General features: G+C 67.5%; 17 protein-coding genes and 1 riboswitch. Of the genes, 5 read left to right on the top strand and 12 right to left on the bottom strand.

Features of this window, described 5'->3' with window-relative positions:
* Window positions 1-60: 60 nt before the first annotated feature.
* The 8 genes from ACYVGE_RS01225 to aspS all read right to left on the bottom strand — a co-directional run bounded on the left by ACYVGE_RS01225 (window position 61) and on the right by aspS (window position 7,259).
* The gene (locus ACYVGE_RS01225) at window positions 61-1,905 is read right to left on the bottom strand and encodes a potassium transporter Kup (RefSeq protein WP_460727259.1); all 1,845 of its coding nucleotides are present in this window, start codon (window positions 1,903-1,905) and stop codon (window positions 61-63) included.
* Window positions 1,906-2,017: 112 nt separating this feature from the next.
* A complete protein-coding gene (gene ruvA / locus ACYVGE_RS01220) occupies window positions 2,018-2,608 on the bottom strand; it encodes a Holliday junction branch migration protein RuvA (protein WP_310050935.1) in 591 nt (196 codons plus the stop codon).
* Window positions 2,609-2,637: 29 nt separating this feature from the next.
* Window positions 2,638-3,159 (bottom strand): crossover junction endodeoxyribonuclease RuvC, encoded by a 522-nt coding sequence (gene ruvC / locus ACYVGE_RS01215; protein ID WP_460726330.1) that lies wholly within the window; start codon window positions 3,157-3,159, stop codon window positions 2,638-2,640.
* 17 nt (window positions 3,160-3,176) lie between these two features.
* The gene (locus ACYVGE_RS01210) at window positions 3,177-3,908 is read right to left on the bottom strand and encodes a YebC/PmpR family DNA-binding transcriptional regulator (protein ID WP_460726328.1); all 732 of its coding nucleotides are present in this window, start codon (window positions 3,906-3,908) and stop codon (window positions 3,177-3,179) included.
* A gap of 90 nt (window positions 3,909-3,998) precedes the next feature.
* A complete protein-coding gene (locus ACYVGE_RS01205) occupies window positions 3,999-4,619 on the bottom strand; it encodes an esterase/lipase family protein (protein ID WP_460726326.1) in 621 nt (206 codons plus the stop codon).
* Between the two features lie 58 nt (window positions 4,620-4,677).
* Complete coding sequence (locus ACYVGE_RS01200; protein ID WP_460726324.1) at window positions 4,678-5,193, bottom strand: GNAT family N-acetyltransferase; 516 nt, start codon at window positions 5,191-5,193, stop codon at window positions 4,678-4,680.
* A 2-nt stretch (window positions 5,194-5,195) separates the two neighbouring features.
* A complete protein-coding gene (locus tag ACYVGE_RS01195) occupies window positions 5,196-5,477 on the bottom strand; it encodes a DNA primase (protein WP_460726322.1) in 282 nt (93 codons plus the stop codon).
* Window positions 5,478-5,483: 6 nt separating this feature from the next.
* A complete protein-coding gene (aspS, locus tag ACYVGE_RS01190) occupies window positions 5,484-7,259 on the bottom strand; it encodes an aspartate--tRNA ligase (protein WP_460726320.1) in 1,776 nt (591 codons plus the stop codon).
* A gap of 192 nt (window positions 7,260-7,451) precedes the next feature.
* On the opposite strand from aspS, the gene ACYVGE_RS01185 reads away from it, so the two are divergent.
* Window positions 7,452-8,399 (top strand): DUF3011 domain-containing protein, encoded by a 948-nt coding sequence (locus tag ACYVGE_RS01185; RefSeq protein ID WP_460726318.1) that lies wholly within the window; start codon window positions 7,452-7,454, stop codon window positions 8,397-8,399.
* An 87-nt stretch (window positions 8,400-8,486) separates the two neighbouring features.
* On the opposite strand, the gene ACYVGE_RS01180 is transcribed toward ACYVGE_RS01185, so the two are convergent.
* Together ACYVGE_RS01180 and ACYVGE_RS01175 are read right to left on the bottom strand one after the other, a co-directional pair.
* Window positions 8,487-8,804, bottom strand: coding sequence for an FmdB family zinc ribbon protein (locus tag ACYVGE_RS01180; protein ID WP_460726316.1), 318 nt, complete (start codon window positions 8,802-8,804; stop codon window positions 8,487-8,489).
* A gap of 90 nt (window positions 8,805-8,894) precedes the next feature.
* Window positions 8,895-10,745 carry an ABC-F family ATP-binding cassette domain-containing protein gene (locus ACYVGE_RS01175; protein ID WP_460726314.1) on the bottom strand — a complete coding sequence of 617 codons (1,851 nt, stop codon included), beginning with the start codon at window positions 10,743-10,745 and terminating at the stop codon, window positions 8,895-8,897.
* 170 nt (window positions 10,746-10,915) lie between these two features.
* Here ACYVGE_RS01175 and ybaL point away from each other — a divergent pair, with 170 nt between their 5' ends.
* Window positions 10,916-12,595, top strand: coding sequence for a YbaL family putative K(+) efflux transporter (ybaL, locus tag ACYVGE_RS01170; RefSeq protein ID WP_460726312.1), 1,680 nt, complete (start codon window positions 10,916-10,918; stop codon window positions 12,593-12,595).
* A gap of 67 nt (window positions 12,596-12,662) precedes the next feature.
* Here ybaL and btuB read toward each other — a convergent pair whose 3' ends face one another.
* Together btuB and clpB are read right to left on the bottom strand one after the other, a co-directional pair.
* On the bottom strand, window positions 12,663-14,549 hold the full coding sequence (gene btuB, locus ACYVGE_RS01165) for a TonB-dependent vitamin B12 receptor (RefSeq protein ID WP_460726310.1): 1,887 nt from the start codon (window positions 14,547-14,549) through the stop codon (window positions 12,663-12,665).
* Window positions 14,550-14,661: 112 nt separating this feature from the next.
* Window positions 14,662-14,902, bottom strand: a riboswitch (cobalamin riboswitch).
* Between the two features lie 158 nt (window positions 14,903-15,060).
* Window positions 15,061-17,646 carry an ATP-dependent chaperone ClpB gene (gene clpB / locus ACYVGE_RS01160; protein WP_460726308.1) on the bottom strand — a complete coding sequence of 862 codons (2,586 nt, stop codon included), beginning with the start codon at window positions 17,644-17,646 and terminating at the stop codon, window positions 15,061-15,063.
* 131 nt (window positions 17,647-17,777) lie between these two features.
* Between clpB and otsB the strand changes: the two genes are divergently transcribed.
* The 3 genes from otsB to otsA are packed head-to-tail and all read left to right on the top strand — an operon-like array spanning window position 17,778 to window position 21,747.
* On the top strand, window positions 17,778-18,542 hold the full coding sequence (otsB, locus tag ACYVGE_RS01155) for a trehalose-phosphatase (protein ID WP_460726306.1): 765 nt from the start codon (window positions 17,778-17,780) through the stop codon (window positions 18,540-18,542).
* 51 nt (window positions 18,543-18,593) lie between these two features.
* On the top strand, window positions 18,594-20,366 hold the full coding sequence (locus tag ACYVGE_RS01150) for a glycoside hydrolase family 15 protein (RefSeq protein WP_460726304.1): 1,773 nt from the start codon (window positions 18,594-18,596) through the stop codon (window positions 20,364-20,366).
* A 16-nt stretch (window positions 20,367-20,382) separates the two neighbouring features.
* Window positions 20,383-21,747 (top strand): alpha,alpha-trehalose-phosphate synthase (UDP-forming), encoded by a 1,365-nt coding sequence (gene otsA, locus ACYVGE_RS01145; RefSeq protein WP_460726302.1) that lies wholly within the window; start codon window positions 20,383-20,385, stop codon window positions 21,745-21,747.
* Window positions 21,748-21,756: the final 9 nt, after the last annotated feature.

The following is a 21,756-nucleotide window of genomic DNA, read 5'->3' as shown; positions in this document are numbered from 1 at the left end:
GGCAGCCCCAACGCGCCGCGGCGCGCGGGGAGCGGCTGCGGCGGGTCGTTGATCAACCCCTCAGATCTCGACCTGGGCGCCCAGTTCCACCAGCCGGTTGCCCGGGATGCGGAAGAACCCGGTCGCCGAGGCCGCATTGCGGTGCATGACCGCGAACAGCTTGTCGCGCCAGTACGGCATGCCGCGATGGCGGCTGGCGATCACGGTCTCGCGGCTGGCGAAATAGGTGGTTTCCATCGGATCGAAGTGGATGCCGCCCTTGTCGCAGCTGCGCATCAGCGCCAGCGGCACATCCGGGGTTTCCATGAAACCGAACTTGATGACCACGCGATAGAAGTCCGCGCCGCCGATCGAGTCGATCTTGAGCCGCTTCTCCTTGGGCGCGTATGGCACGTTCATCGTGTCCACGGTGAGGAACACGTTGCGCTCGTGCAGCACCTTGTTGTGCTTGAGGTTGTGCAGCAGCGCGTGCGGCACCACGCCGGTCTGCGCGGTCATGAAGATGGCCGTGCCCGGCACGCGCACCGGCGGCGCCAGCATCAGGCCGGGCAGGAAGGTGTCGATCTGGATGCCTTCCTTGCGGATCTCGGCGTGCAGCAGCTCGCGGCCGCGGCGCCAGGTACGCAGCACGGTGAATGCGATGATGGCCAACACCACCGGCACCCACGCGCCATCGAAGAACTTCACGCCATTCGCGATCAGGAAGGCGATCTCCACGACGGCGAACAGCACGCACAGCGGCAGTACCCAGCGGCGCGCCTTGGGCCACATCGTGCGCGCGACCAGCGCCAGCAGCAGGGTGTCGATCAGCATCGTGCCGGACACCGATACGCCGTACGCCGAGGCCAGCGCCGTGGACGTGCGGAAGGCCAGCACCAGCGCGATCACCAGCACCATCAGCGTCCAGTTGATGCCGGGAACGTAGATCTGGCCGATGGTGTCCTTCGACGTGTGCGTGATCGCCATGCGCGGGATGTACCCCAGCTGCATCGCCTGGCGCGCCACCGAATACGCGCCGGTGATCACCGCCTGCGACGCGATCACCGCGGCCGCGGTGGCCAGCCCGATCATCGGCACCATGGCCCAGTCGGGGACACCGATATAGAACGGGTTCTTGACGGCGGAGGGATCGGCCAGGACCAGCGCACCCTGTCCGAGGTAGTTCAGCATCAGCGCCGGCAGCACGAAGAAATACCAGGCGTAACGGATCGGCTTGGCGCCGAAGTGGCCCATGTCGGCGTACAGCGCCTCGCCGCCGGTCACCGCCAGCACCACGGCACCCAGGATGAAGATGCCGTGCCAGCCGTGGTCGATGAAGAAGCGCACGGCCCAGGACGGATTGAAGGCCTGCAGCACTTCCGGGTTGTGACCGATGTTGAACAGGCCCAACGCCGCCAGCGAAGCGAACCACAGGGCCGTGATGGGGCCGAAGACCTTGCCGACCTTCTCCGTCCCGAAGCGCTGGGTCATGAACAAGGCCAGCAGGATCAGTACCGCCAGCGGCACGATCCAGGTGTGCAGTTTCGGCGCGGCGACCTCGATGCCCTCGAGCGCGGACAACACCGACACCGCCGGCGTGATCACGCCGTCACCGAAGAACAGCGACGCGCCGAAGATGCCCAGGATGCCGACCGCGTAGGCCGAGCGCGAGCCTTTCGGCAACGTGCGCTGGGCCAGCGCCATCAGCGCCATGATGCCGCCCTCGCCTTCGTTGTCGGCGCGCATGATGATGCTCACGTACTTCAGCGTCACCACGATCACCAGCGCCCAGAACACCAGCGACAGCACCCCCAGCACGGTGGCGTGGTCCGGCGTCAGGCCGTAGTGCGGGATGAAGGCTTCCTTGATCGTGTACAGCGGGCTGGTGCCGATGTCGCCGAACACGACGCCGATCGCGCCAACCATGAGTCCGAACAGGCCCACGTTGCCATGGCCGTTGTGGCCATGCGCGTGGGTATTGGCGTTGCTGGAACTGGCCATGGGCCTTCCTGGATCTGTGACGCGAAGCAGCGGGGCGTCAGCGAAGCGCGGACTTTAGCGCTTTGCGGATGATGGTGGCGGCGTCATCGCCGGCAGTGACCGCGGCGGCGGCCATGCGGGAGGCTTCGGCGGGCTTGTAACCCAGCTGCTGCAGGGCGATGACGGCTTCGGATTGCGGATCTCCGGGCGCGCCGGAGGCGTTCAGGGTCGCGCCCACGCCGGCGAGGGCGGCGGCGCGGTCGCGCAGTTCGACGACCATGCGCTCGGCGGTCTTCTTGCCGATGCCGGGAATGCGCGTCAGCGCGGTGACGTCGCCGGCCTGCACCAGGCGCGCGAATTCGTCGACGCTCACGCCCGACAGCACGGCGAGGGCGATCTTCGCGCCGATGCCGGTGACCTTCTGCACGTCGCGGAACAGGCGGCGCTCGCCCTCGCGCAGGAAGCCGTACAGCGAAACGCTGTCTTCCTTCTGCGCGTAGTGGGTGAACAGCGAGACCTCGCGGCCCATTTCGGGCAGGTCGTAGAACGTGCTCATCGGCGCCTCGAGCTCGTAGCCGACGCCGTTGACGTCTACAACAAGCCACGGTGGCTGCTTGTGCACGAGGATGCCTTTCAAACGACCGATCATTTACGTCCCCACATCATTTCGACCCCAGGTCATTTCCGACCCCAGGCCTGTTTGGTGCTGACGCCCAGCCGCTGCGCGGTCGAGCGTACGTGTGCATGCGTGATCGCCACGGCGAGTGCGTCGGCGGCGTCGGCCTGCAGCTTGCCCTGCAGGCTCAGCATCACACCGACCATGTGCTGGACCTGCGACTTGTCCGCACCGCCCTGCCCGACCACGGCCAGCTTGATTTCCTTGGCCGCGTATTCGTGCACCGGCAGGTCGCGCAGCACCGCCGCGCACAGCGCCGCGCCGCGCGCCTGGCCCAGCTTCAGTGCCGAATCGGGATTCTTGGCCATGAAGACCTTCTCGATCGCCACTTCATCGGGCTTGTAGGTCTCGATGATGTCGCCGAGGCCATCCAGCAGGCGCTTGAGGCGCTGCGGGAATTCGCCCTCGCCGAGCAGCAGCAAGGGCGCATGGAACACATGCCGGGCGCGCCCGGTGCTGTCGGCATCAATGATGCCGACACCGGTGCGCTGCGAGCCGGGGTCGATGCCTAGGATTCTGGTCACGAAGTCAGCGTACGCCCTCAGGCGTAGGCATCCTCGCCGAGATCGGCGTTGGAATACACGTTCTGCACGTCGTCCATGTCTTCCAGCCAGCGCAGCAGCTTGGCCACCTGCTGCGCGGTGTCGCCGCTGACGGCGATGTCGTTGTCGGCGCGCAGGGTGACTTCGGCGAGGTCGGGCACCAGGCCCGCGCGCTCCATGGCTGCTTTCACGTCGGCGAAAGCGTCGGGCGCGGTGATGACGTCGATCGCGCCGTCCTCCGGGTACACGACGATGTCGTCGGCGCCGGCTTCGATCGCCGCCTCGGTGATCTTTTCTTCATCCGCGCCCGGCGCGTACGACAGCACGCCCAGCTTCCTGAACATGAAGGCGACCGAGCCGTCGGTGCCGAGGTTGCCGCCGAACTTGCCGAAGGCGTGGCGCACGTCGGCCACGGTGCGCACCTTGTTGTCGGTCAGGCAGTCGACGATCACGGCTACGCCGCCGGGGGCGTAGCCCTCGTAGCGGATTTCCTCGTAGACGACGCCTTCGAGTTCGCCGGTGGCCTTCTTGATCGCGCGCTCGATCACGTCCTTGGACATGTTGACCGACAACGCCTTGTCCACGGCCGTACGCAGGCGTGGATTGCCCGACGGATCGCCGCCGCCGGCACGCGCGGCCACGCTGATCTCGCGGATGATCTTGGTGAAGATCTTGCCGCGCTGTGCGTCGACCGCATTCTTGCGGGCCTCGATGGAAGGGCCTCTACCCATGGATGTTCCGTGCCGTGCCTTGTGACGAAGGCGGCAATTTTAGCGCGCCGCACGACTCCCCGTGGCGGTTCCCGCGGACGGCCGCCGGTTTCATTGCGGCTCCGGCCGGAACCGGCCCTGGCGGAAGAAATGGATGGCCAGCCGTGCGGCTTCGGCCGAAAACAGCATGCCGCTATGGCTGGCGGCAATGACGGCGTGGTCGGCCAGGCCCGGCAAGCGGGTTTCGGCCACGGCGACGGAGCCGTCGTGCTCGCCGTCGAACCCGCCAAAGACGTGCCCCAGTCCGCGCGGCAGCGTGCCGGCGATGACCCCGACCTCCGGATGCCCGTCCCACTGATCGAAGCCGCGTTCGAGCAGGTCGGCGGCGAGCCCGAGCGTGGCCGCGGTCCACGGACGCTGGCGCATGCCATGCACCGCGCCGCTCCCGCGCAGCGGGGAGCCTAGGCAGACCACGCGATGTACCGGCAGCGCCGGGTGATCGTGCAGCGCCTGCAGGGCGACCAGCCCGCCCAGGCTGTGCGCGAGCACATGCGTGGGGCCGCGCGCGAGGACTTCAGCCAGGTGCGCGCTGGCGTCTTCCGGCCCGCGGGTGACGCCGTGGTAGGCGAAGACCTCGCAGTCGAAGCCGGCCTCGCGCAACTGCGCCGCCTGCCAGGCCATGACGGCACCGGGCATCCAGATGCCGTGGATGAGGACTACGTGTTGGGCCATGTCAGCCGCGAAGGTAAAGCGATGCCGAGCGCGGTGCCACCACCGCGCGCGAGCTGCATCACGCCCGTGCCTTGCGCCGGTAGATGAATTCGTGGTCGTGCTGCTCGCCGACGATGAACTCGTACTCGCCCGCCTTTTCGAAGCCGTAGCGGCCGTAGAAGCGCTGCGCACCGTAGTTTTCGGACCACACGCTGATCCACAGCGTGCGCGGACCGTCACGCTCGAGCCAGGCCTGGGCCTCTTCGAACAACTTCGCGCCGATGCCGCCGCCCTGTGCCTTCCCGCTTATGTAGAGACGCTTGAGTTCGCCGTCTTCGGGTCGGGCATCTTCATGCGGCAGGCCACAGGGACCGGCCAGCGCATAACCCAGCGGCTCGTCGCCTTCCACCGCCAGCCAGATCGCATACAGCGGGCTGGCCAGCAGCTTGGCGTAGGCATCGACCGAATGCGATTCGTCGAGGAATGCCTGCAGGTCTTCCTGCGAATACAGGTGAGCGAAGGCGTCGATGAACGTGCGCGCGCCCAGCTCCGCGAGCACGGCGGCGTCGGTGGACTGGGCGCGGCGGATCAGCATGCTCAGGCGTCTTCTTCTTCGAACTCTTCGTCTTCCTCGTCCGACTCTTCGCCGTCCGATTCTTCCTCTTCGCCCTCTTCGTACTCGTAGTCGTCCTCGCCAAAGTCCTCGCCGTCCCAACGGCCTTCGCCGTCCGGAATGAACGTCAGGGCCATCGCGTTGGGCGCGCTGCCCACGCGCACCAGCCAACCACCGAACACGCGGGCGCGTTCGGTCACCAGGCCGGCGTCGGTGCCTTCATTGGCCAGTTTTTCCCACTGCAGGGCAAATGCGGTCTCGGTCATTCCGGTTTATTCCTTTGAAGAAGCCTTGGGTCGAATGGCGACGTGCACTTCGGCCAGCTGCGCGTCCGGCACCGGCGACGGTGCGCCGGTCATCAGGCACTGCGCCGTCGTGGTCTTCGGGAACGCGATGACGTCGCGGATCGATTCGGTGCCGGCCATCAGCGCGGCGATGCGGTCGATGCCGAAGGCGATGCCGCCGTGCGGCGGCGCGCCGTACTTGAGCGCGTCGAGCAGGAAGCCGAACTTGCCTTCCGCCTCTTCCGCGCCGATGCCGAGCAGCTCGAACACCGCGCTCTGCATCTTCGAATTGTGGATGCGGATCGAACCGCCGCCGATCTCATTGCCGTTGAGCACCATGTCGTAACCGCGCGACACCGCGGTCCGGGCATTCGCGCGCAGGTCCTCGATCGAATCGACCGCCGGCGCGGTGAACGGGTGATGCAGGGCAACGTAACGCTTTTCCTCGTCGTCCCACTCGAACATCGGGAAGTCGGTGACCCATAGCGGGGCCCAGGCATTGGCGACCAGGTTGAAGTCCTTGCCGGCCTTCAGGCGCACCGCGCCCATGAAGTCGCTTACCTTGTTGTAGGCGCCGGCGCCGAAGAACACGATGTCGCCATTGCCGGCGCCGACGTGCTTGAGCAGTGCGGCGAAGGCGTCTTCGCTGAAGAACTTGGCGACCGGCGAATTCACCGCGCCGGTTTCGTCGATCTTGGCGTAGGCCAGGCCCTTGGCGCCGAACTTGGCCGCGTGCGCGGCGTATTCGTCGATCTGCTTGCGCGACAGCGCCGCGCCACCGGGGATGCGCAGCGCGGCGACGCGACCATCCGGATCGTTGGCAGCCGCGGTGAACACGGCGAACTCGCTGGCCTTCACCAGCTCGGCGACGTCGACCAGTTCCAACGCGATGCGCAGGTCCGGCTTGTCCGAACCGTAGCGACGCATCGCCTCGGCGTAGGTCATGCGCGGGAACTCCGCAGCGAGTTCGACATCCATCACTTCGCGGAACACGAAGCGGATCATGTCCTCCACCGTGTCCTGCACGTCACGCTCGCTGACCCACGCGAATTCCATGTCGAGCTGGGTGAACTCGAGTTGGCGATCGGCGCGCAGCGCCTCGTCGCGGAAGCAGCGGGCGATCTGGTAGTAGCGGTCGAAGCCCGCCATCATCAGGATCTGCTTGAACAGCTGCGGCGACTGCGGCAGCGCGTAGAACTCGCCCGGGTGCATGCGCGCCGGAACGAGGAAGTCGCGCGCGCCTTCCGGCGTGGCCTTGGTCAGGATCGGGGTTTCCAGGTCCTGGAAGCCGCGCTCGTCGAGATAGCGGCGCAGCGCCGCCACCAGCTTGGTGCGGGTGCGCATCTTGCGCTGCATGTCCGGCGTACGCAGGTCGAGGTAGCGGTACTTGAGGCGGATGTCCTCGCCCGGATTCTCGTGGGCATGGAACGGCAGCGGCTCGGCCTTGTTGAGCAGCTCGATTTTCGTCGCGACGATTTCGACCTGGCCGGTGCGGATCTTGTCGTTGACGCTCTGGCGCTTGCGGACCGTGCCGGTGACACGCAGGCAATCCTCGTAGCCCACATGAGCGGCGGCTGAGAGAACCTCGGCGTTGCCCGGAATGTTGCTGTCGGGTTCAGCGACGATCTGCACGATGCCTTCATGGTCGCGAAGATCGATGAAGCACAGGCCGCCGAGGTTGCGGGCGACATCGGCCCAGCCGCAAAGCGTGACGGTCTGGCCGACCAGGGCCTCATCGATGAGGCCGCAGAAGTGGGTACGCATGGAAACTCCGGGAGGTACATTCGATCCGGCCGGGGCCGGAAGCTTCTTGCAACGGTCGCGCCTCGGCGCGGCCCCGGCCGTGGGCCGGAAAGACGGCATTTTAACGGCAGCAGCGACTTACTTGCTGCCAGGTTATGAACGGAAGCGGCGGACGCCCCGTCGCGGGATTCCCACCATCAATAGGGGTAGGTCATGAAGACATTGTTGAAACCGCTGCTCATGGCGTTGTGCCTGCTGGCCCTGTCCGCGCCCGCCATGGCCCAGTACCAGACCCGGGCCTATGCCCCGGAGGACCTGCGCAGCCTGTCCTACAACGACCAGGTCCGGGTCATCGGCCAGGAATACCAGGAGCAGTCCGGCGGCCGGCGCATCGCCGACGACCAGCTGCAGTTCTACCTGGACCAGGTGAACCGCTCCAACTGGCGCTTCAGCGACATCAAGCGCGATATCGCCACGTCCCTGCAGGGTTCTTCCGGTCCGGGTCCGGGCCCGGGCCCCTATCCCAGCCCGGGAGACACGATCCGCTGCGAGAGCCCCAACAACAACAGCCGCACCTGCAATACCCCGTGGCGCGGCAACTCACGCCTGGTACGGCAGTTGTCGAATACCAACTGCGTCGAAGGCCGTAACTGGAGCTCGCAGAGCGGCCAGGTCACGGTATGGAGTGGTTGCCGGGCCGAGTTCGCCAGGGGCTCGGGCGGCGGCCAGGCCGGCACCATCCGCTGCGAAAGTGCCGACAACCGCACCGCCAACTGCCGGACCCCCTGGCGGGGCCGATCCCAGGTGGTGCGCCAGATCTCCGACCGCGCCTGTCGCGAGAACCAGAACTGGAACAGCAGCAACGGCCAGGTGACCGTGTGGTCGGGCTGCCGCGCCGAGTTCGGACCCGCCGGCGGCGGCTGGAACGGCGGCAACGGCGGCAACAACGGCGGCGGCTGGAACGGCGGCGGCAATGGTTACACGGTGACCTGTTCCAGCAACGGCGGTTACTCCACCTGCAACTGGCCGCCGGGCCAGGGCATGCCACGCCTGGTCGAGCAGCTGTCGACGACACCCTGCATCCAGGGCCGGACCTGGGGCATGGACGGCAGCAACCGCATCTGGGTCAACGGCGGCTGCCGCGCCCGCTTCGGCAACTGATCGCAGTCAGGCGCGACTAGAAGGTCTGCAAACGAAAACGGCGGCTCCGCACAGGCGGGCCGCCGTTTTTTGTTGGGGCTGGCGGACTCAGGCCGGCTTGGTGTCGGACTTCGGCGCCGGCTCGGCCTTCTTTTCCGTGGGCTTGGCTTCCGCTGCAGGCTTGCTGTCCGCCGCAGGCGACGCGGCGGCGCCGTCCCCGGCCAGGTTGCGCTTCTTGTCGCCGTCCTTCTTGAAGTCGGTCTCATACCAGCCGCCGCCGGCCAGGCGGAACTGCGGCGCGGTCAGCTGGCGACGCACCTGCTCCGCGTGGCACGACGGGCACACTGTCGGATCCGGATCGGACATCTTCTGCAGGCGGTCGAAGCTATGGCCGCAAGCGGCGCATTCGAAGGCGTAGATCGGCATGGCAAGGGCACTTCTGGGATCGGATGAGCGCGGCGGGCGCCGCGAGCAGGAAACTGGAGGTCGGACCCCAGGGATTCAAGCGGCGCAGCCTCAGGCCGCGTCGTAAAGCGCCAGCAGGTCTTCCTCGGCCCGGGCGAGCTCCGCCGCCAGCGCATCGCGCTGGCGCGACAACTCGTTGGCGTTGGTAGCGCCATCGGCATAGACGTCCGGATCGGCCAGGTCCATGTCGATCGCATGCAGCTTCGATTCGAACTCGGCGACGCGGGCTTCCATCTGCGCCAGCTTGTGCGGGTTCGGCGGCTTCTTCTTCGTGGCGGCAGCGGCCGGTGCCGGCGCGGCCTTGGCCGCTGCCTTGGTCCTGCTGTCCGTCGCTTCGCGCGAGCGCAGCCATACCGCGTAGGCGTCGAGATCGCCGTCGAACGGCTGCGCCACGCCATCGGCGACGCGCCAGAAGGTCTCGCAGACCAGGCCGATCAGGTGACGGTCGTGCGAGACCAGCACGATCGCGCCATCGAACGTCGCCAGTGCTTCGGCCAGGGCCTCGCGCATGTCGAGGTCGAGGTGGTTGGTCGGTTCGTCGAGCAGCAGCACGTTGGGCTGGCGCCACGCGATCAAGGCCAGCGCGAGGCGCGCGCGTTCGCCGCCGGAGAACTTGTCGACCGATTCGAACGCGCGGTCGCCGGGGAAATTCCACTTGCCGAGGAAGTCGCGCAGCTGTTGCGTCGATACGCCCGGGGCGATGTCGCCGAGGTGATCGATCGGGCTGGTGCCTTCGCGCAGCGACTCCACCGTGTGCTGGGCGAAGTAGCCGATGCGCAGGTCGGGATGGCCGCCGCGTTCGCCGGTGAGCAACGGGATCTCGCCGACCAGCGATTTCACCAGCGTGGATTTGCCGGCACCGTTGGGACCCAGCAGGGCGACCCGGTCGCCGGCTTCGAGGATGAAGCCCACCTGGTCCAGCACGGTGTGATCCCCGTAGCCGCAATCGGCATGCATCAGGCGCAGCAAGGCGTGCGGCAGTTTCGCCGGCGCCGGGAATTCGATGCGCAGCGCGCGCTCGGCACGCACCGCCTCGGTATTGGCCATCTTGGCCAGGCGCTTGACCCGCGACTGCGCCTGCTTGGCCTTGGCGGCGCTGGCACTGAAGCGGTCGATGAAGCTCTGCAGGTGCGCGCGCTCGGCCTGCACCTTCTCGTGGGTGATCTGCTGCAGGCGCAGGTGTTCGGCGCGCTGGCGCTCGAAGGCGGTGTAGTCGCCGGTGTAGAGCTTGGCCTTGCCGTCGTGCAGGTGCAGTGTGTGCGTGGTGACTTCGTCGAGGAACTCGCGGTCGTGCGAGATCAGCAGCAGTGTGCCGGGGTACTTCAGCAGCCACTGCTCGAGCCACAGCACCGCATCGAGATCGAGGTGGTTGGTCGGTTCGTCGAGCAGCAGCAGGTCGCTGGGTGTCATCAGCGCGCGGGCGAGATTCAGGCGCACGCGCCAGCCGCCGGAGAATTCCTTCACCGCACGCGCATGGGTGTCGGCGGTGAAGCCCAGCCCGTGCAGCAGCTTGCCGGCGCGTGCGGTGGCGTCGTAGCCACCGAGTTCTTCGAGCTTGTGGTGGGCCTCGGCGACGGCCTCCCAGTCCTCGCGCTCCATGGCCGCGCGTTCGGCCTGGATGACCGCGTGCACCTTGGCGTCGCCGGACAGGACGAAATCGAGCGCGGGATCGTCCAGCGCCGGCGTTTCCTGGGCCACGCTGGCGATGCGCACGCGCGCGGGCACGTCGATGTCGCCGCGATCGGCCTCGACCTCGCCCTGGATCGCGGCGAACAGCGAGGACTTGCCGGTGCCGTTGCGGCCGATGACGCCCAGCCGCCAGCCGGCTTGCAGGGCCAGGTCGACGTTGGACAAAAGGAGGCGTTCGCCCCGGCGCAGGGCGAAATCACGAAAAGCAATCATGGGCGGTATTGTACGGTGGCAGCCGGGGTTTCCTGGCTGCCTGGGGGCACCCATCGGCCCTGAAGCCGGCAAATTCCGCCTTTGCGACATCGGTCCACTGCACATCCCGGCACTGGACGCAGCGCCGGATACCCCCATTGAGGATGGGTCCCCCGCCACATCGAGGCCGAATGCACCACACCTCCCTCATCGCCATCCTCGTCGCCGGCTTCGGCCTGGCCTTCATCTTCGGCGCGTTGGCGCAGCGGCTGCGCTTGTCGCCGCTGGTGGGATACCTGGTGGCCGGCATCATCGCCGGCCCGTTCACGCCGGGCTTCGTCGGCGACCCCACGCTGGCACCGCAGCTCGCCGAGATCGGCGTGATCCTGCTGATGTTCGGCGTCGGCCTGCACTTCTCGCTGCGCGACCTGCTCGAGGTGAGGTGGATAGCGGTACCCGGCGCGATCTTGCAGATCCTGTTCGTGTCGCTGCTGGGCTGGGGACTGGCCCGCTGGTTCGGCTGGGGCGACGGTGCGGGCCTGGTGTTCGGGCTGGCCTTGTCGGTCGCCAGCACCGTGGTCGTGCTGCGCGCGCTGGAGGAACGGCGCCTGCTCGAGACCGGTCGCGGCCGCATCGCGGTGGGTTGGTTGATCGTCGAAGACCTGGTGATGGTGCTCGTGCTGGTGCTGCTGCCGGCCATGGCCGGCATGTTCAAGGGCGATGGCGGCGACCGCGTGGAAGTGATGACCGCGCTGATCAAGACCCTGTTCAAGGTCGGCGGCTTCATCGCGGTGATGCTGCTCGTCGGGCGCCGCGTGGTGCCCTGGATCCTCGAACGCGTCGCCGGCACCGGCTCGCGCGAGCTGTTCACCCTGTGCATCCTGGCGATCGCGTTGGGCTTCGCATTCGGATCGGCGGAACTGTTCGGCGTGTCGTTCGCACTGGGCGCGTTCTTCGCCGGCCTGCTGCTCAACGAATCCGAGTTCAGCCACGAGGCCGCGACCGAAACCCTGCCGCTGCGCGACGCCTTCGCGGTGCTGTTCTTCGTTTCGGTCGGCATGCTGTTCAACCCGATGATCCTGGTCGAGCGCCCGCTGGAAGTGCTGGCGACGTTCGCGATCGTGGTGTTCGGCAACGGCCTCGCGGCGTGGACGGTCGCGCGCCTGTGGGGCAAGTCCGGCGCCACGGCGCTGCTGCTCGGGATCAGCCTGTCGCAGATCGGCGAGTTCTCTTTCATCCTCGCCGGCCTCGGCGTGCAGCTGGGCGTACTGCCGACCGCCGGCCAGGACCTGATCCTCGCCGGTGCCCTGCTCTCGATCACGTTCAACCCGTTGCTGATGGCATGGCTGGACCGCCGCACCGCCGCCGAAGCGCGCCTCACGCAGGAGGAGGCCGACCGCGCGGCGCCGATACCACCGGACATCCGCGACCACGTGCTGCTGGTCGGCTACGGCCGCGTCGGCCGCGAACTCGCCCGCGTGCTGCACGACCACGGCGTGCCGCTGGTGGTGATCGACGGCGAGGACCATCTCATCGCCCGCGCACGCGCAGACGGCCTGCCCGCCATCCGCGGCAATGCAGTCAACGAAGGCGTGCTGCGCGATGCCGTGCCGGAACGCGCGCACATGGCCCTGCTGGCAATCCCGAATGCGCTGGAAGCCGGCGAGATCATCGCCACGCTGCGCAAGTTGAACCCGGCACTGAGCATCGTCGCGCGCGGCCACAGCGACGCCGAGGTCAAGCACCTGCTCGAACACGGCGCGGACGCCACGGTCATGGCCGAACGCGAACTGGCGCACAGCTTCGCCGAAATGGTGATGGCGACGCCGCCGTATCGGGGCGAGCGGCACCTGCCGCCGGCAGCCACCTGAAAACAAAACCGCCGATGCCCTCGCGGACATCGGCGGCCTTGAACGCAGCAAGTGGTTGCTTCGGGAGTTACTTCGCGGCGTAACGCAGGCTCACGAACCAGTTGCGGCCCGCCTGCGGATAGAACATCGCGGTCTCATAGGTCTTGTCGAACACGTTGTTCGCGTTGACCTGCAGCGTCCACGCCTGCGCGAACGTGTAGCCGAAGCGCAGGTCGGTCGTGGCATAACCGCCCATGCGCAGCGTGTTGCCCGGATCGTCGTAGCGCTCGCCCGTGGCGACGACGCTGGCGCCGACGCTGAAGGCGCCGAAGCTGCGATCCGCATCCACGCGCGCGTTGGTGCGCGAACGGCGCGGCAGCAGGTTGCCGTCGTCGAAACCGCTGGTGCTGCGCGGATCCAGCCAGGTGATGTTGCCCTGCACCGCCCAGCCCAGCACTGTCGCGTCGACCGTCGCTTCGGTACCGCGGATGCGGGCCTCGTCGACATTGTTGGGCTGCCCGAACGGACGGTCCGGCGTCGGCGTGGGGTCGTAGCTGATCAGGTCGTCGATGCGCGTCTCGAACGCATTGACCGACCAGCCGCCCCAGCCGTGCTTGCCGCGCAGACCGAGCTCGAAACTGCGCGAGGTTTCCGGCGCCAGGTCGGGATTGCCGAAGAACGGGAAGTACAGATCGTTGAAGGTGGGCGCGCGGAACGCGGTGCCGTAGCTCGCGGTCAGGCGCAGGGCTTCGGTGAATTCCCAGCCCCAGCGGACGCTGCCGGTGGTTTCGCCGCCGAACTGGGTGTCGTCGTCGCGGCGCAGGCCCAGCTGCAGCGAGTGCGCGCCGAAGGTCTGCTGCCATTGTCCGAACACGCCGCGGGTGATGCGAGTGGTCTGGTCATACGGCGTGTCGCTGCCGACTTCATCGCGACGCCAGTCGTAACCCAGGGTCGCCAGGCCCTCGCCCACGCCGAAATCGCCCTGCAGCGAGCCGCTGGTGCGGTGCGAATCGAAGCGGCCATTCGGCACGCCCTGCGAGAAGTTGTCGCTGAGGTCGTCGTTGCGCCCGAGGTTGAGGCTCACCGTAACCTTGTCGCTGGGTGCATAGCGCAGGCGACCGCCCAGGACCTGCTGAACGATGTCGGATTCGTCATTGAAGCCGTCGTACTTGTTGTTGCCTTCCGCGCGCAGCGCGCGCGCCTCGACGTCCCACGCCTTGTTGAAACGGTGGCCGGCGCCCAGCGACAGCGACTGGTTGCGATAGCCGTCGCGGTCCGTATCCAGGGTGAAGTCATCGAAGGGGTTGCCGGGATTGTCGCGATAGCTGTCGAAGCCGTCGGTGCTTTCATACGCCGCGTGCACCTGGTACCAGCCGCCGCGGTCGCCGGACGTCTCGCCGCGGCCGCCAATGCCCGCGCCGTAACGCTGGGTGCCGTAGTTGCCGGCGCCGATGTTGAAGCTGGGATCGAAGGCATCGTGCGGACGGCGGGTGAAGATGTGGATCACGCCGCCGATCGCGTCGGAGCCGTACAGGCTGGAGAACGGACCCCGCACGATCTCGATGCGCTCGATCTGCTCGACCGGGATGTCCTGGAACGCGGCGCCGCCACTGGTGGTCGAGCCGATGCGCACGCCGTCGACCAGCACCAGCACATGGTCGGATTCGGTGCCGCGCAGGAAGGTGGAGGCCACCTTGCCCGGTCCGCCATTCGCGGCGATGGAAACACCCGGCAAGCCGCGCAGCAGTTCCGGCAGCGAGGCCGGAGCGCGGAGCTCGATGTCCTCGCGCGTGATCACGGTGACGGCGGCGAGCGCGGAATCCGGCGCCTGCGGCGTGCGCGAGGCGGTGACGATGACGTCGTCGAGCTCGGTGGCACCGCGTGCGGCATCGGCCGCGAATGCAGGGGCGATGCAGCCCAGCAGGCCGATCGCCAGCAGCGTGCGGCGCGGGGCATGGAAACAACGGTAATGCATGGAAACTCCTTGGCCGCGCCTGTCCCGCGCGGTGGTTCGGGATGGACGACAGGAGGCAAGGATTGAATGCGAGGCACGCGAAGCGCATGGCCCGCGACAAAAGCCCACCGCTTGTCGGGTCAGGCCTGGGGCCGGTCTCCGGGCTTGTGCGCGGACGCTCGCTCGCGTCCGGGAGCGGCGCCTTCCCGTGCAGTGCGCACAGTGGCATTCGCCGGTCCCGAGCCATCCTGGCTCAACACTTACCGTTGCGGGGGCAGCTCCGGAATTGCCTGTTTCGTCGACCAGACGAGGGCGCACCGGATTCCCGTTTCAACCGCCGCGTCGCGACGGTCACCTCAGGCGGCGCGAAGTCTAACGTGTTCCCCAGGCTCGCGCCTGGTGAACCCCAAAGTTTGCTGCGCAAACTTCGGGCCCCGACACGCGCTTCCACACCCCCATTCGCGCCTGCGGCGCGAATCGCCCCCTGACTCAGGGGGCTGCCTGCCTTGAGGGTATCGCCTGCGCTGCGGTGTCAACCCTTGTGGAACACCAACTGCCCGCCCGCCGCATCGACCTGCACCGTATCGCCCGCATTGAACTCGCCGGCCAGGATGCGTTGCGCCAGCGGATTCTCCAGCTGCTGCTGCACGGCGCGCTTGAGCGGACGCGCGCCGTAGACCGGATCGAAGCCGACGTTGCCCAGCAACGTCAGTGCGGCATCCGACAACGCCAGCTTCAAGCCACGTTCGTTCAGCCGCTTCTCCAGTCCGCGCAACTGGATGCGCGCGATCTCGCGGATCTGCGCCTTGTCGAGCGGATGGAACACGACGATGTCGTCGAGGCGGTTGATGAACTCCGGGCGGAAGTGCGCCTGCACCACACCCATCACCGCGGCCTTCATCTGCGTGTAGGCCTCGGGTGAATCGTCGCCGGCCATGTCCTGGATCATCTGGCTGCCGAGATTCGACGTCATGATGATCACGGTGTTGCGGAAGTCGACGGTGCGGCCCTGTCCGTCGGTGAGGCGGCCATCGTCGAGCACCTGCAGCAGGATGTTGAACACGTCCGGATGCGCCTTCTCGACCTCGTCGAGCAGGATCACGCTATACGGGCGGCGACGCACCGCTTCGGTGAGGTAACCGCCTTCCTCGTAGCCGACATAACCCGGAGGCGCGCCAACCAGGCGGCTGACCGCGTGCTTCTCCATGAACTCGCTCATGTCGATGCGCACCATCGCATCGGCCGAGTCGAACAGGAATTCGGCCAGCGCCTTGGAGAGCTCGGTCTTGCCCACGCCGGTGGGGCCGAGGAACAGGAACGAACCCGACGGGCGATTGGGATCGCTCAGTCCCGCGCGCGAACGCCGCACCGCATCGGACACGACCTTGATCGCCTCGTCCTGGCCGACCACGCGCGCATGCAGCTGGTCCTCCATCTTCAGCAGCTTCTCGCGCTCGCCTTCGAGCATCTTGCTGACCGGGATGCCGGTCCAGCGCGACACGACTTCGGCGATTTCCTCCTCGGTGACCTTGTCCTGCAACAGCGTGAAACCCTTGGTTTCGGCTTCCTGCGCGGCCTTGAGCTGCTTTTCCAGCTCGGGCAGCTTGCCGTACTGGATCTCGCTCATCGCGGCAAAGTCCTGCTTGCGCTGCGCGGCTTCGAGTTCGAGCTTGGCGGCCTCGATCTGCTCCTTGATCCGGGTCGCGCCCTGCAGCATGGCCTTCTCGGCCTTCCACACTTCCTCGAGGTCGTTGAACTCGCGTTCGAGCCGGGCGATCTCGTCCTCGAGGTCGGCCAGGCGCTGCCTGGAGGCGTCGTCCTTTTCCTTCTTCAAGGCCTCGCGCTGGATCTTGAGCTGGATCAGGCGGCGCTCCTTGCGGTCGAGTTCCTCCGGCTTGGAATCAATCTCCATGCGGATGCGCGACGCCGCTTCGTCCATCAGGTCGATGGCCTTGTCCGGCAGCTGGCGGTCGGCGATGTAACGATGGGACAGCGTCGCGGCGGCGACGATCGCGGGATCGGTGATCTCCACGCCATGGTGCACGGCGTATTTCTCCTTCAGCCCGCGCAGGATGGCGATGGTGTCTTCCACGCTGGGCTCGCCGACGAAGACCTTCTGGAAGCGCCGCTCCAGCGCGGCGTCTTTCTCTACGTACTTGCGGTACTCGTCGAGCGTGGTCGCGCCGATGCAATGCAGTTCGCCGCGGGCCAGGGCCGGTTTCAGCATGTTGCCGGCATCCATCGCGCCCTCGGCCTTGCCGGCGCCGACCATGGTGTGCAACTCGTCGATGAACAGGATCACCTGGCCTTCGTTCTTGGCCAGGTCGTTGAGCACGGCCTTGAGGCGCTCCTCGAATTCACCGCGGAACTTGGCGCCGGCGATCAGCGCGCCCATGTCGAGCGAGAGCACGCGCTTGCCGCGCAGGCCTTCGGGCACTTCGCCGTTGACGATGCGCTGGGCCAGGCCCTCCACTATCGCGGTCTTGCCGACACCGGGTTCACCGATCAGCACCGGGTTGTTCTTGGTCCGGCGCTGCAGCACCTGCACGGTACGGCGGATCTCCTCGTCGCGGCCGATCACCGGATCGAGCTTGCCGCTCTCGGCGCGCTCGGTGAGGTCGATGGTGTACTTGTCCAGCGCCTGGCGCTGGTCCTCGGCGTTCTCGGACTGCACGGTTTCGCCGCCGCGGACCTTGTCGATCGCGGTTTCGAGCTTCTGCTTCGTCGCTCCGGCCGCCTTGAGCGCGCGCCCGACTTCGCCGCCATCCTCCAGCGCGGCGAGCACGAACAGTTCCGAGGCGATGAACGCATCGCCACGCTGCTGCGCGTACTTGTCGGTGACATTGAGCAGGCGCGCCAGGTCGTTGCCGATGCTGACGTTGCCGGCCTGGCCGCTGACCTTGGGCAGCTTTTCCAGCGTCTCGCCCAGGCGCTCGCGCAGCAGCGGGACGTTGACGCCGGCCTGCGCCAGCAACGGGCGCGTGCTGCCGCCGCTTTGATCAAGCAGCGCGACCAGCAGGTGTGCGGGTTCGATGACGCTGTGGTCGCGGCCGACGGCGAGCGATTGCGCATCGCTCAGGGCCTGCTGGAAGCGCGACGTGAGTTTGTCCATCCGCATGGGGGAACCTCGGGAAATCGGGGCGGCCGTGCCGCAACTTCCCCGGAAATGCGGGCTCCCGGTGCGCTTTCAAGCACCAGGGGATGCCGCATGCACCTGATGCTTACATCCCGGCCATCACAATGCCGTGCATGAGCGCAGACCCCGCCCGCCTGCCGCCGCCCCCACCGCCCGCGCACGACTGGGCCCTGTTCCTCGATGTCGACGGCACCCTGCTGGATTTCGCGCCATCACCCGACGGCGTGCATGTACCCGCCGATCTCATCGATGACCTGCGCCGCCTGCACGATGCCTTCGGCGGCGCGCTCGCGCTGGTCAGCGGTCGCCAGCTGGAGACCCTCGACGCGCTGTTTGCGCCGTTGCGGCTGCCCGCGATCGGCCTGCACGGACTGCAGCGGCGCGATGGCGCCTTCGCCGGGCACGAGGCGCCGCGCCAAATCGCGTCCGTGCTCGCCGCGGCGCGCGCGCTCGCCGCGAAGTACCCCGGCGTCATCGTCGAGGACAAGGGCATCACCATCGCCCTGCATTGGCGCAACGCGCCGGTTGCCGAGGAGCCGCTGCATGAGTTCGCGAGCTCGGCGCTGATCGAACTCCCCGGCTATTGCCTGCAGCCCGGGCACGACGTACTGGAGCTGCGCCCGGATGGCCATGACAAGGGGGACGCGATCATCGCGCTGCTGCAGAGCGAGGTGTTCCACAACCGCTTCCCGGTGTTCATCGGCGACGACCTCACCGACGAGCACGGCTTCGAAGCCGTCAACGCGCGCCACGGCATCAGCGTGCTGGTCGGCACGCGCGCGAACAGCGTCGCCCACCATGGCCTGCACGACCCCGGCGCCGTACGCGCCTGGCTGCGCGAAGCCGCCAGGCTGCTCGCGCCCGAAGCGGTCCAGTGAGACCACTGCATCCACCCGCCGCGACAGGCGGCGCCTGAAGGGAATCCGCGCATGTCCACGCTCGACCTCGGCATCATCGGCAACGGCAGCATCGCGGCACTGATCGACAACCGCGCGCGCATCGTCTGGGCCTGCGTGCCTGCCTTCGACGGCGACCCCGCGTTCTGCGCCCTGCTCTCTCCCGTCAACGACGGTGGTGACTATACGATCGAGCTGCTGGGCTGCGTGGCTTCGGAGCAGCACTACATCCCCAATACCGCGGTGTTGCGGACGGTGTTGCGCGATGGCAACGGCGGGGCGGTGGAGATCACCGATTTCGCACCGCGCTGGCGCCAGCACGATCGCTACTTCCGGCCGGTGATGCTGATGCGCCGCGTGCGGCCGCTATCGGGCAGCCCACGCATCCGCGTGCTGCTGCGACCGCTTGCGGACTACGGCGCGCGCATTCCCGAAACCACCTGGGGCAGCAACCATGTGCGCTACCTGCTGTCCGACATCACCCTGCGCCTGACCAGCGACCTGCCGGTACGCATGCTCCGGGATGCATTGCCGTTCGTGCTCGATCGCGATGCGCACCTGTTGCTGGGCCCGGACGAGACCCTCACTGAGCCGGTCGGGATCTACGTGCGCCTCGCCGAGGAACGCACGACCGACTATTGGCGCGAGTGGAGCCGCTACCTGTCGATCCCGCTGGAGTGGCAGGACGCCGTGATCCGCAGTGCGATCACCCTGAAGTTGTGCCAGTACGAGGACACCGGCGCGATAGTCGCGGCGATCACCACCTCCATCCCGGAAGCACCGAACACCGTGCGCAACTGGGACTACCGCTACTGCTGGCTGCGGGATGCGGCGTTCGTGGTGCGCGCGCTCAACCGCCTGGGCGCGACGCGCACCATGGAGGACTATCTGCGCTATCTGTCCAACCTCGCCACGTTCGTATCCGATGCACTGCAGCCGCTGTACGGAATCGGCTTCGAGACCGAGCTAGCCGAGGAGGAAGTGCCGTCGCTGGCGGGCTATCGCGGCATGGGCCCGGTACGGCGCGGCAACCTGGCATGGCTGCAGAAGCAGCACGACGTGTACGGCAGCGTGGTGCTGGCGTCGACGCAGCTGTTCTTCGACCAGCGCCTGAATCGCCCCGGTGACGCCACCGTCTTCGCGCGGCTGGAACCCATCGGCGAGCGCGCGTACGAACTCTACGACCAGCCCGACGCCGGCCTGTGGGAATTCCGCGGCCGCGCCGAAACGCACACCTATTCCGCTGCGATGTGCTGGGCCGCGTGCGATCGCCTTTCCAGGATCGCCGCCCACCTGCACCTGCCCATCCGCGCCGACTACTGGCGCGTGCGTGCGGACGAGATGCACGCGAAGATCGTGGACGCCGCGCTGGACCGCGAACGCGGCCACTTCGTCGACGCCTTCGGCGGACACCGGCTCGACGCGTCGCTGCTGCTGCTGGCCGACCTGGGTTTCGTCGCCGCGGACGATCCGCGCTTCGTCGCCACCGTCGAAGCCATCGGTCGCGAGCTGCTGCACGGCGATGCACTGTTCCGCTACATCGCGCCGGACGACTTCGGCGTTCCGGAAACCAGCTTCACCATCTGCACCTTCTGGTACATCGACGCGCTCGCGGCGATAGGACGCCTGGAGGAAGCGCGCGGGATGTTCGAGCGCCTGCTCTCGCGCCGCAATCCGTTGGGCCTGTTGTCCGAGGACCTCGCCTTCGACGGCGAGCCATGGGGCAACTTCCCGCAGACGTACTCGCACGTCGGGCTGATCATCGCGGCGATGCGGCTGTCGCGGCCGTGGCGCGACGCAGTGTGAGCACGGGTCCTGGGCAATGAGCCGGCTGGTCATGGTGTCCAACCGCGTCGCCCTCCCCGGCGAATCGCGCGCGGGCGGGCTGGCGATCGCGTTGAAAGCGGCGATGGAGGAATCGGGCGGACTCTGGTTCGGCTGGAGCGGGCGCATCGCCGCCGAGTCCGGGCACATGCACGAAATCGACGCCGGCAACGTCCGCTACATCACCGTCGACCTGTCCGAACAGGACCGCGACGACTACTACAACGGCTTCGCCAATCGCACGCTCTGGCCGTTGCTGCACTTCCGCATGGACCTGGTCGATTACCGCCGCGAGATGTATGCCGGCTACCTGCGCGTCAACGCGCTGTTCGCCGAGCGCCTGGCACCGCTGCTCGACGAAGACGACGTGGTCTGGGTGCACGACTACCACCTGATCCCGCTGGCGCAGCTGTTGCGCGAGCGCGGCGCGCGGTGCCGGCTGGGCTTCTTCCTGCACGTGCCGATGCCGTCATCCGACCTGCTGGCGGCGTTGCCGGACCACAGCCGGCTGTTCGAGGGATTGTCGGCGTACGACCTGGTCGGTTTCCAGACCGAGCGCGACCTCGAACGCTTCCAGGATTACGTGCGCCTGTTCGGCCGCGGACGCGTGGTCGAACACGGTGTGCTGGAAACCGCAGGCGGCAGGCAGCTGCACGCGGGGGCGTTCCCGATCAGCATCGACACGAACCAGATCAGCACCCTGGCGGCCAAGGCGGTGGGCAAGGCGAGCGTGAAGCGGCTCGCGGCGAGCATGTCGGGCCGTTCCCTCGCGATCGGGGTGGACCGGCTGGACTATTCCAAGGGTTTGCCGGAGCGGTTCCGCGCCTTCGAGCGCTACCTGCAACGCCATCCGGAACAACGTGGACGCCTTACGTACCTGCAGATCGCCCCGGTCTCGCGCGACACGCTGCCCGAATACCGGACGCTGCGGCGCGAACTCGAACAACTGGCCGGCCACATCAACGGCACGCGTGCCGATGCCGACTGGACGCCGGTCCGCTACGTCAACCGCAACTATCCGCACGCCTCGCTGACCGGTTTCCTGCGCCTGGCGCGCGTGGCCCTGGTGACGCCCCTGCGTGATGGCATGAACCTCGTCGCGAAGGAGTTCGTCGCCGCGCAGGACGCCGAAGATCCAGGGGTGCTGGTGCTGTCGAGCTTCGCCGGTGCCGCGCGTGAGCTCACCCAGGCCCTGCTGGTGAACCCCTACGATCTCGACGGCGTGGCCGATGCCATCGCGATCGCGGTGGCGATGCCGCTGGAAGAGCGGCGCGAACGCTGGCAGGCGATGATGCGACGGCTCCGGCACCACGACATCACGGCGTGGCGGCAGCACTTCCTCGCCACGCTACGGGCGGCGTAGCGTCAGCAG

The sequence above is a fragment of the Lysobacter rhizosphaerae genome, assembly GCF_054779795.1.
Note: the sequence above shows the minus strand (reverse complement) of the source record. Positions and strands in the feature narration are given on the sequence as shown.

Excerpts from the sequence above, each read along its gene's own strand:
- aspS (WP_460726320.1), bottom strand. The coding sequence starts at position 7,259 with ATGCGTACCCACTTCTGCGGCCTCATCGATGAGGCCCTGGTCGGCCAG.
- ACYVGE_RS01225 (WP_460727259.1), bottom strand. The coding sequence starts at position 1,905 with ATGGTTGGCGCGATCGGCGTCGTGTTCGGCGACATCGGCACCAGCCCG.
- ACYVGE_RS01200 (WP_460726324.1), bottom strand. The coding sequence starts at position 5,193 with ATGCTGATCCGCCGCGCCCAGTCCACCGACGCCGCCGTGCTCGCGGAG.
- ACYVGE_RS01210 (WP_460726328.1), bottom strand. The coding sequence starts at position 3,908 with ATGGGTAGAGGCCCTTCCATCGAGGCCCGCAAGAATGCGGTCGACGCA.
- ACYVGE_RS01205 (WP_460726326.1), bottom strand. The coding sequence starts at position 4,619 with ATGGCCCAACACGTAGTCCTCATCCACGGCATCTGGATGCCCGGTGCC.
- ACYVGE_RS01180 (WP_460726316.1), bottom strand. The coding sequence starts at position 8,804 with ATGCCGATCTACGCCTTCGAATGCGCCGCTTGCGGCCATAGCTTCGAC.
- ACYVGE_RS01175 (WP_460726314.1), bottom strand. The coding sequence starts at position 10,745 with ATGATTGCTTTTCGTGATTTCGCCCTGCGCCGGGGCGAACGCCTCCTT.
- ybaL (WP_460726312.1), top strand. The coding sequence starts at position 10,916 with ATGCACCACACCTCCCTCATCGCCATCCTCGTCGCCGGCTTCGGCCTG.
- clpB (WP_460726308.1), bottom strand. The coding sequence starts at position 17,646 with ATGCGGATGGACAAACTCACGTCGCGCTTCCAGCAGGCCCTGAGCGAT.
- ACYVGE_RS01150 (WP_460726304.1), top strand. The coding sequence starts at position 18,594 with ATGTCCACGCTCGACCTCGGCATCATCGGCAACGGCAGCATCGCGGCA.
- otsB (WP_460726306.1), top strand. The coding sequence starts at position 17,778 with ATGAGCGCAGACCCCGCCCGCCTGCCGCCGCCCCCACCGCCCGCGCAC.
- otsA (WP_460726302.1), top strand. The coding sequence starts at position 20,383 with ATGAGCCGGCTGGTCATGGTGTCCAACCGCGTCGCCCTCCCCGGCGAA.
- ruvA (WP_310050935.1), bottom strand. The coding sequence starts at position 2,608 with ATGATCGGTCGTTTGAAAGGCATCCTCGTGCACAAGCAGCCACCGTGG.
- ACYVGE_RS01195 (WP_460726322.1), bottom strand. The coding sequence starts at position 5,477 with ATGACCGAGACCGCATTTGCCCTGCAGTGGGAAAAACTGGCCAATGAA.
- ACYVGE_RS01185 (WP_460726318.1), top strand. The coding sequence starts at position 7,452 with ATGAAGACATTGTTGAAACCGCTGCTCATGGCGTTGTGCCTGCTGGCC.
- btuB (WP_460726310.1), bottom strand. The coding sequence starts at position 14,549 with ATGCATTACCGTTGTTTCCATGCCCCGCGCCGCACGCTGCTGGCGATC.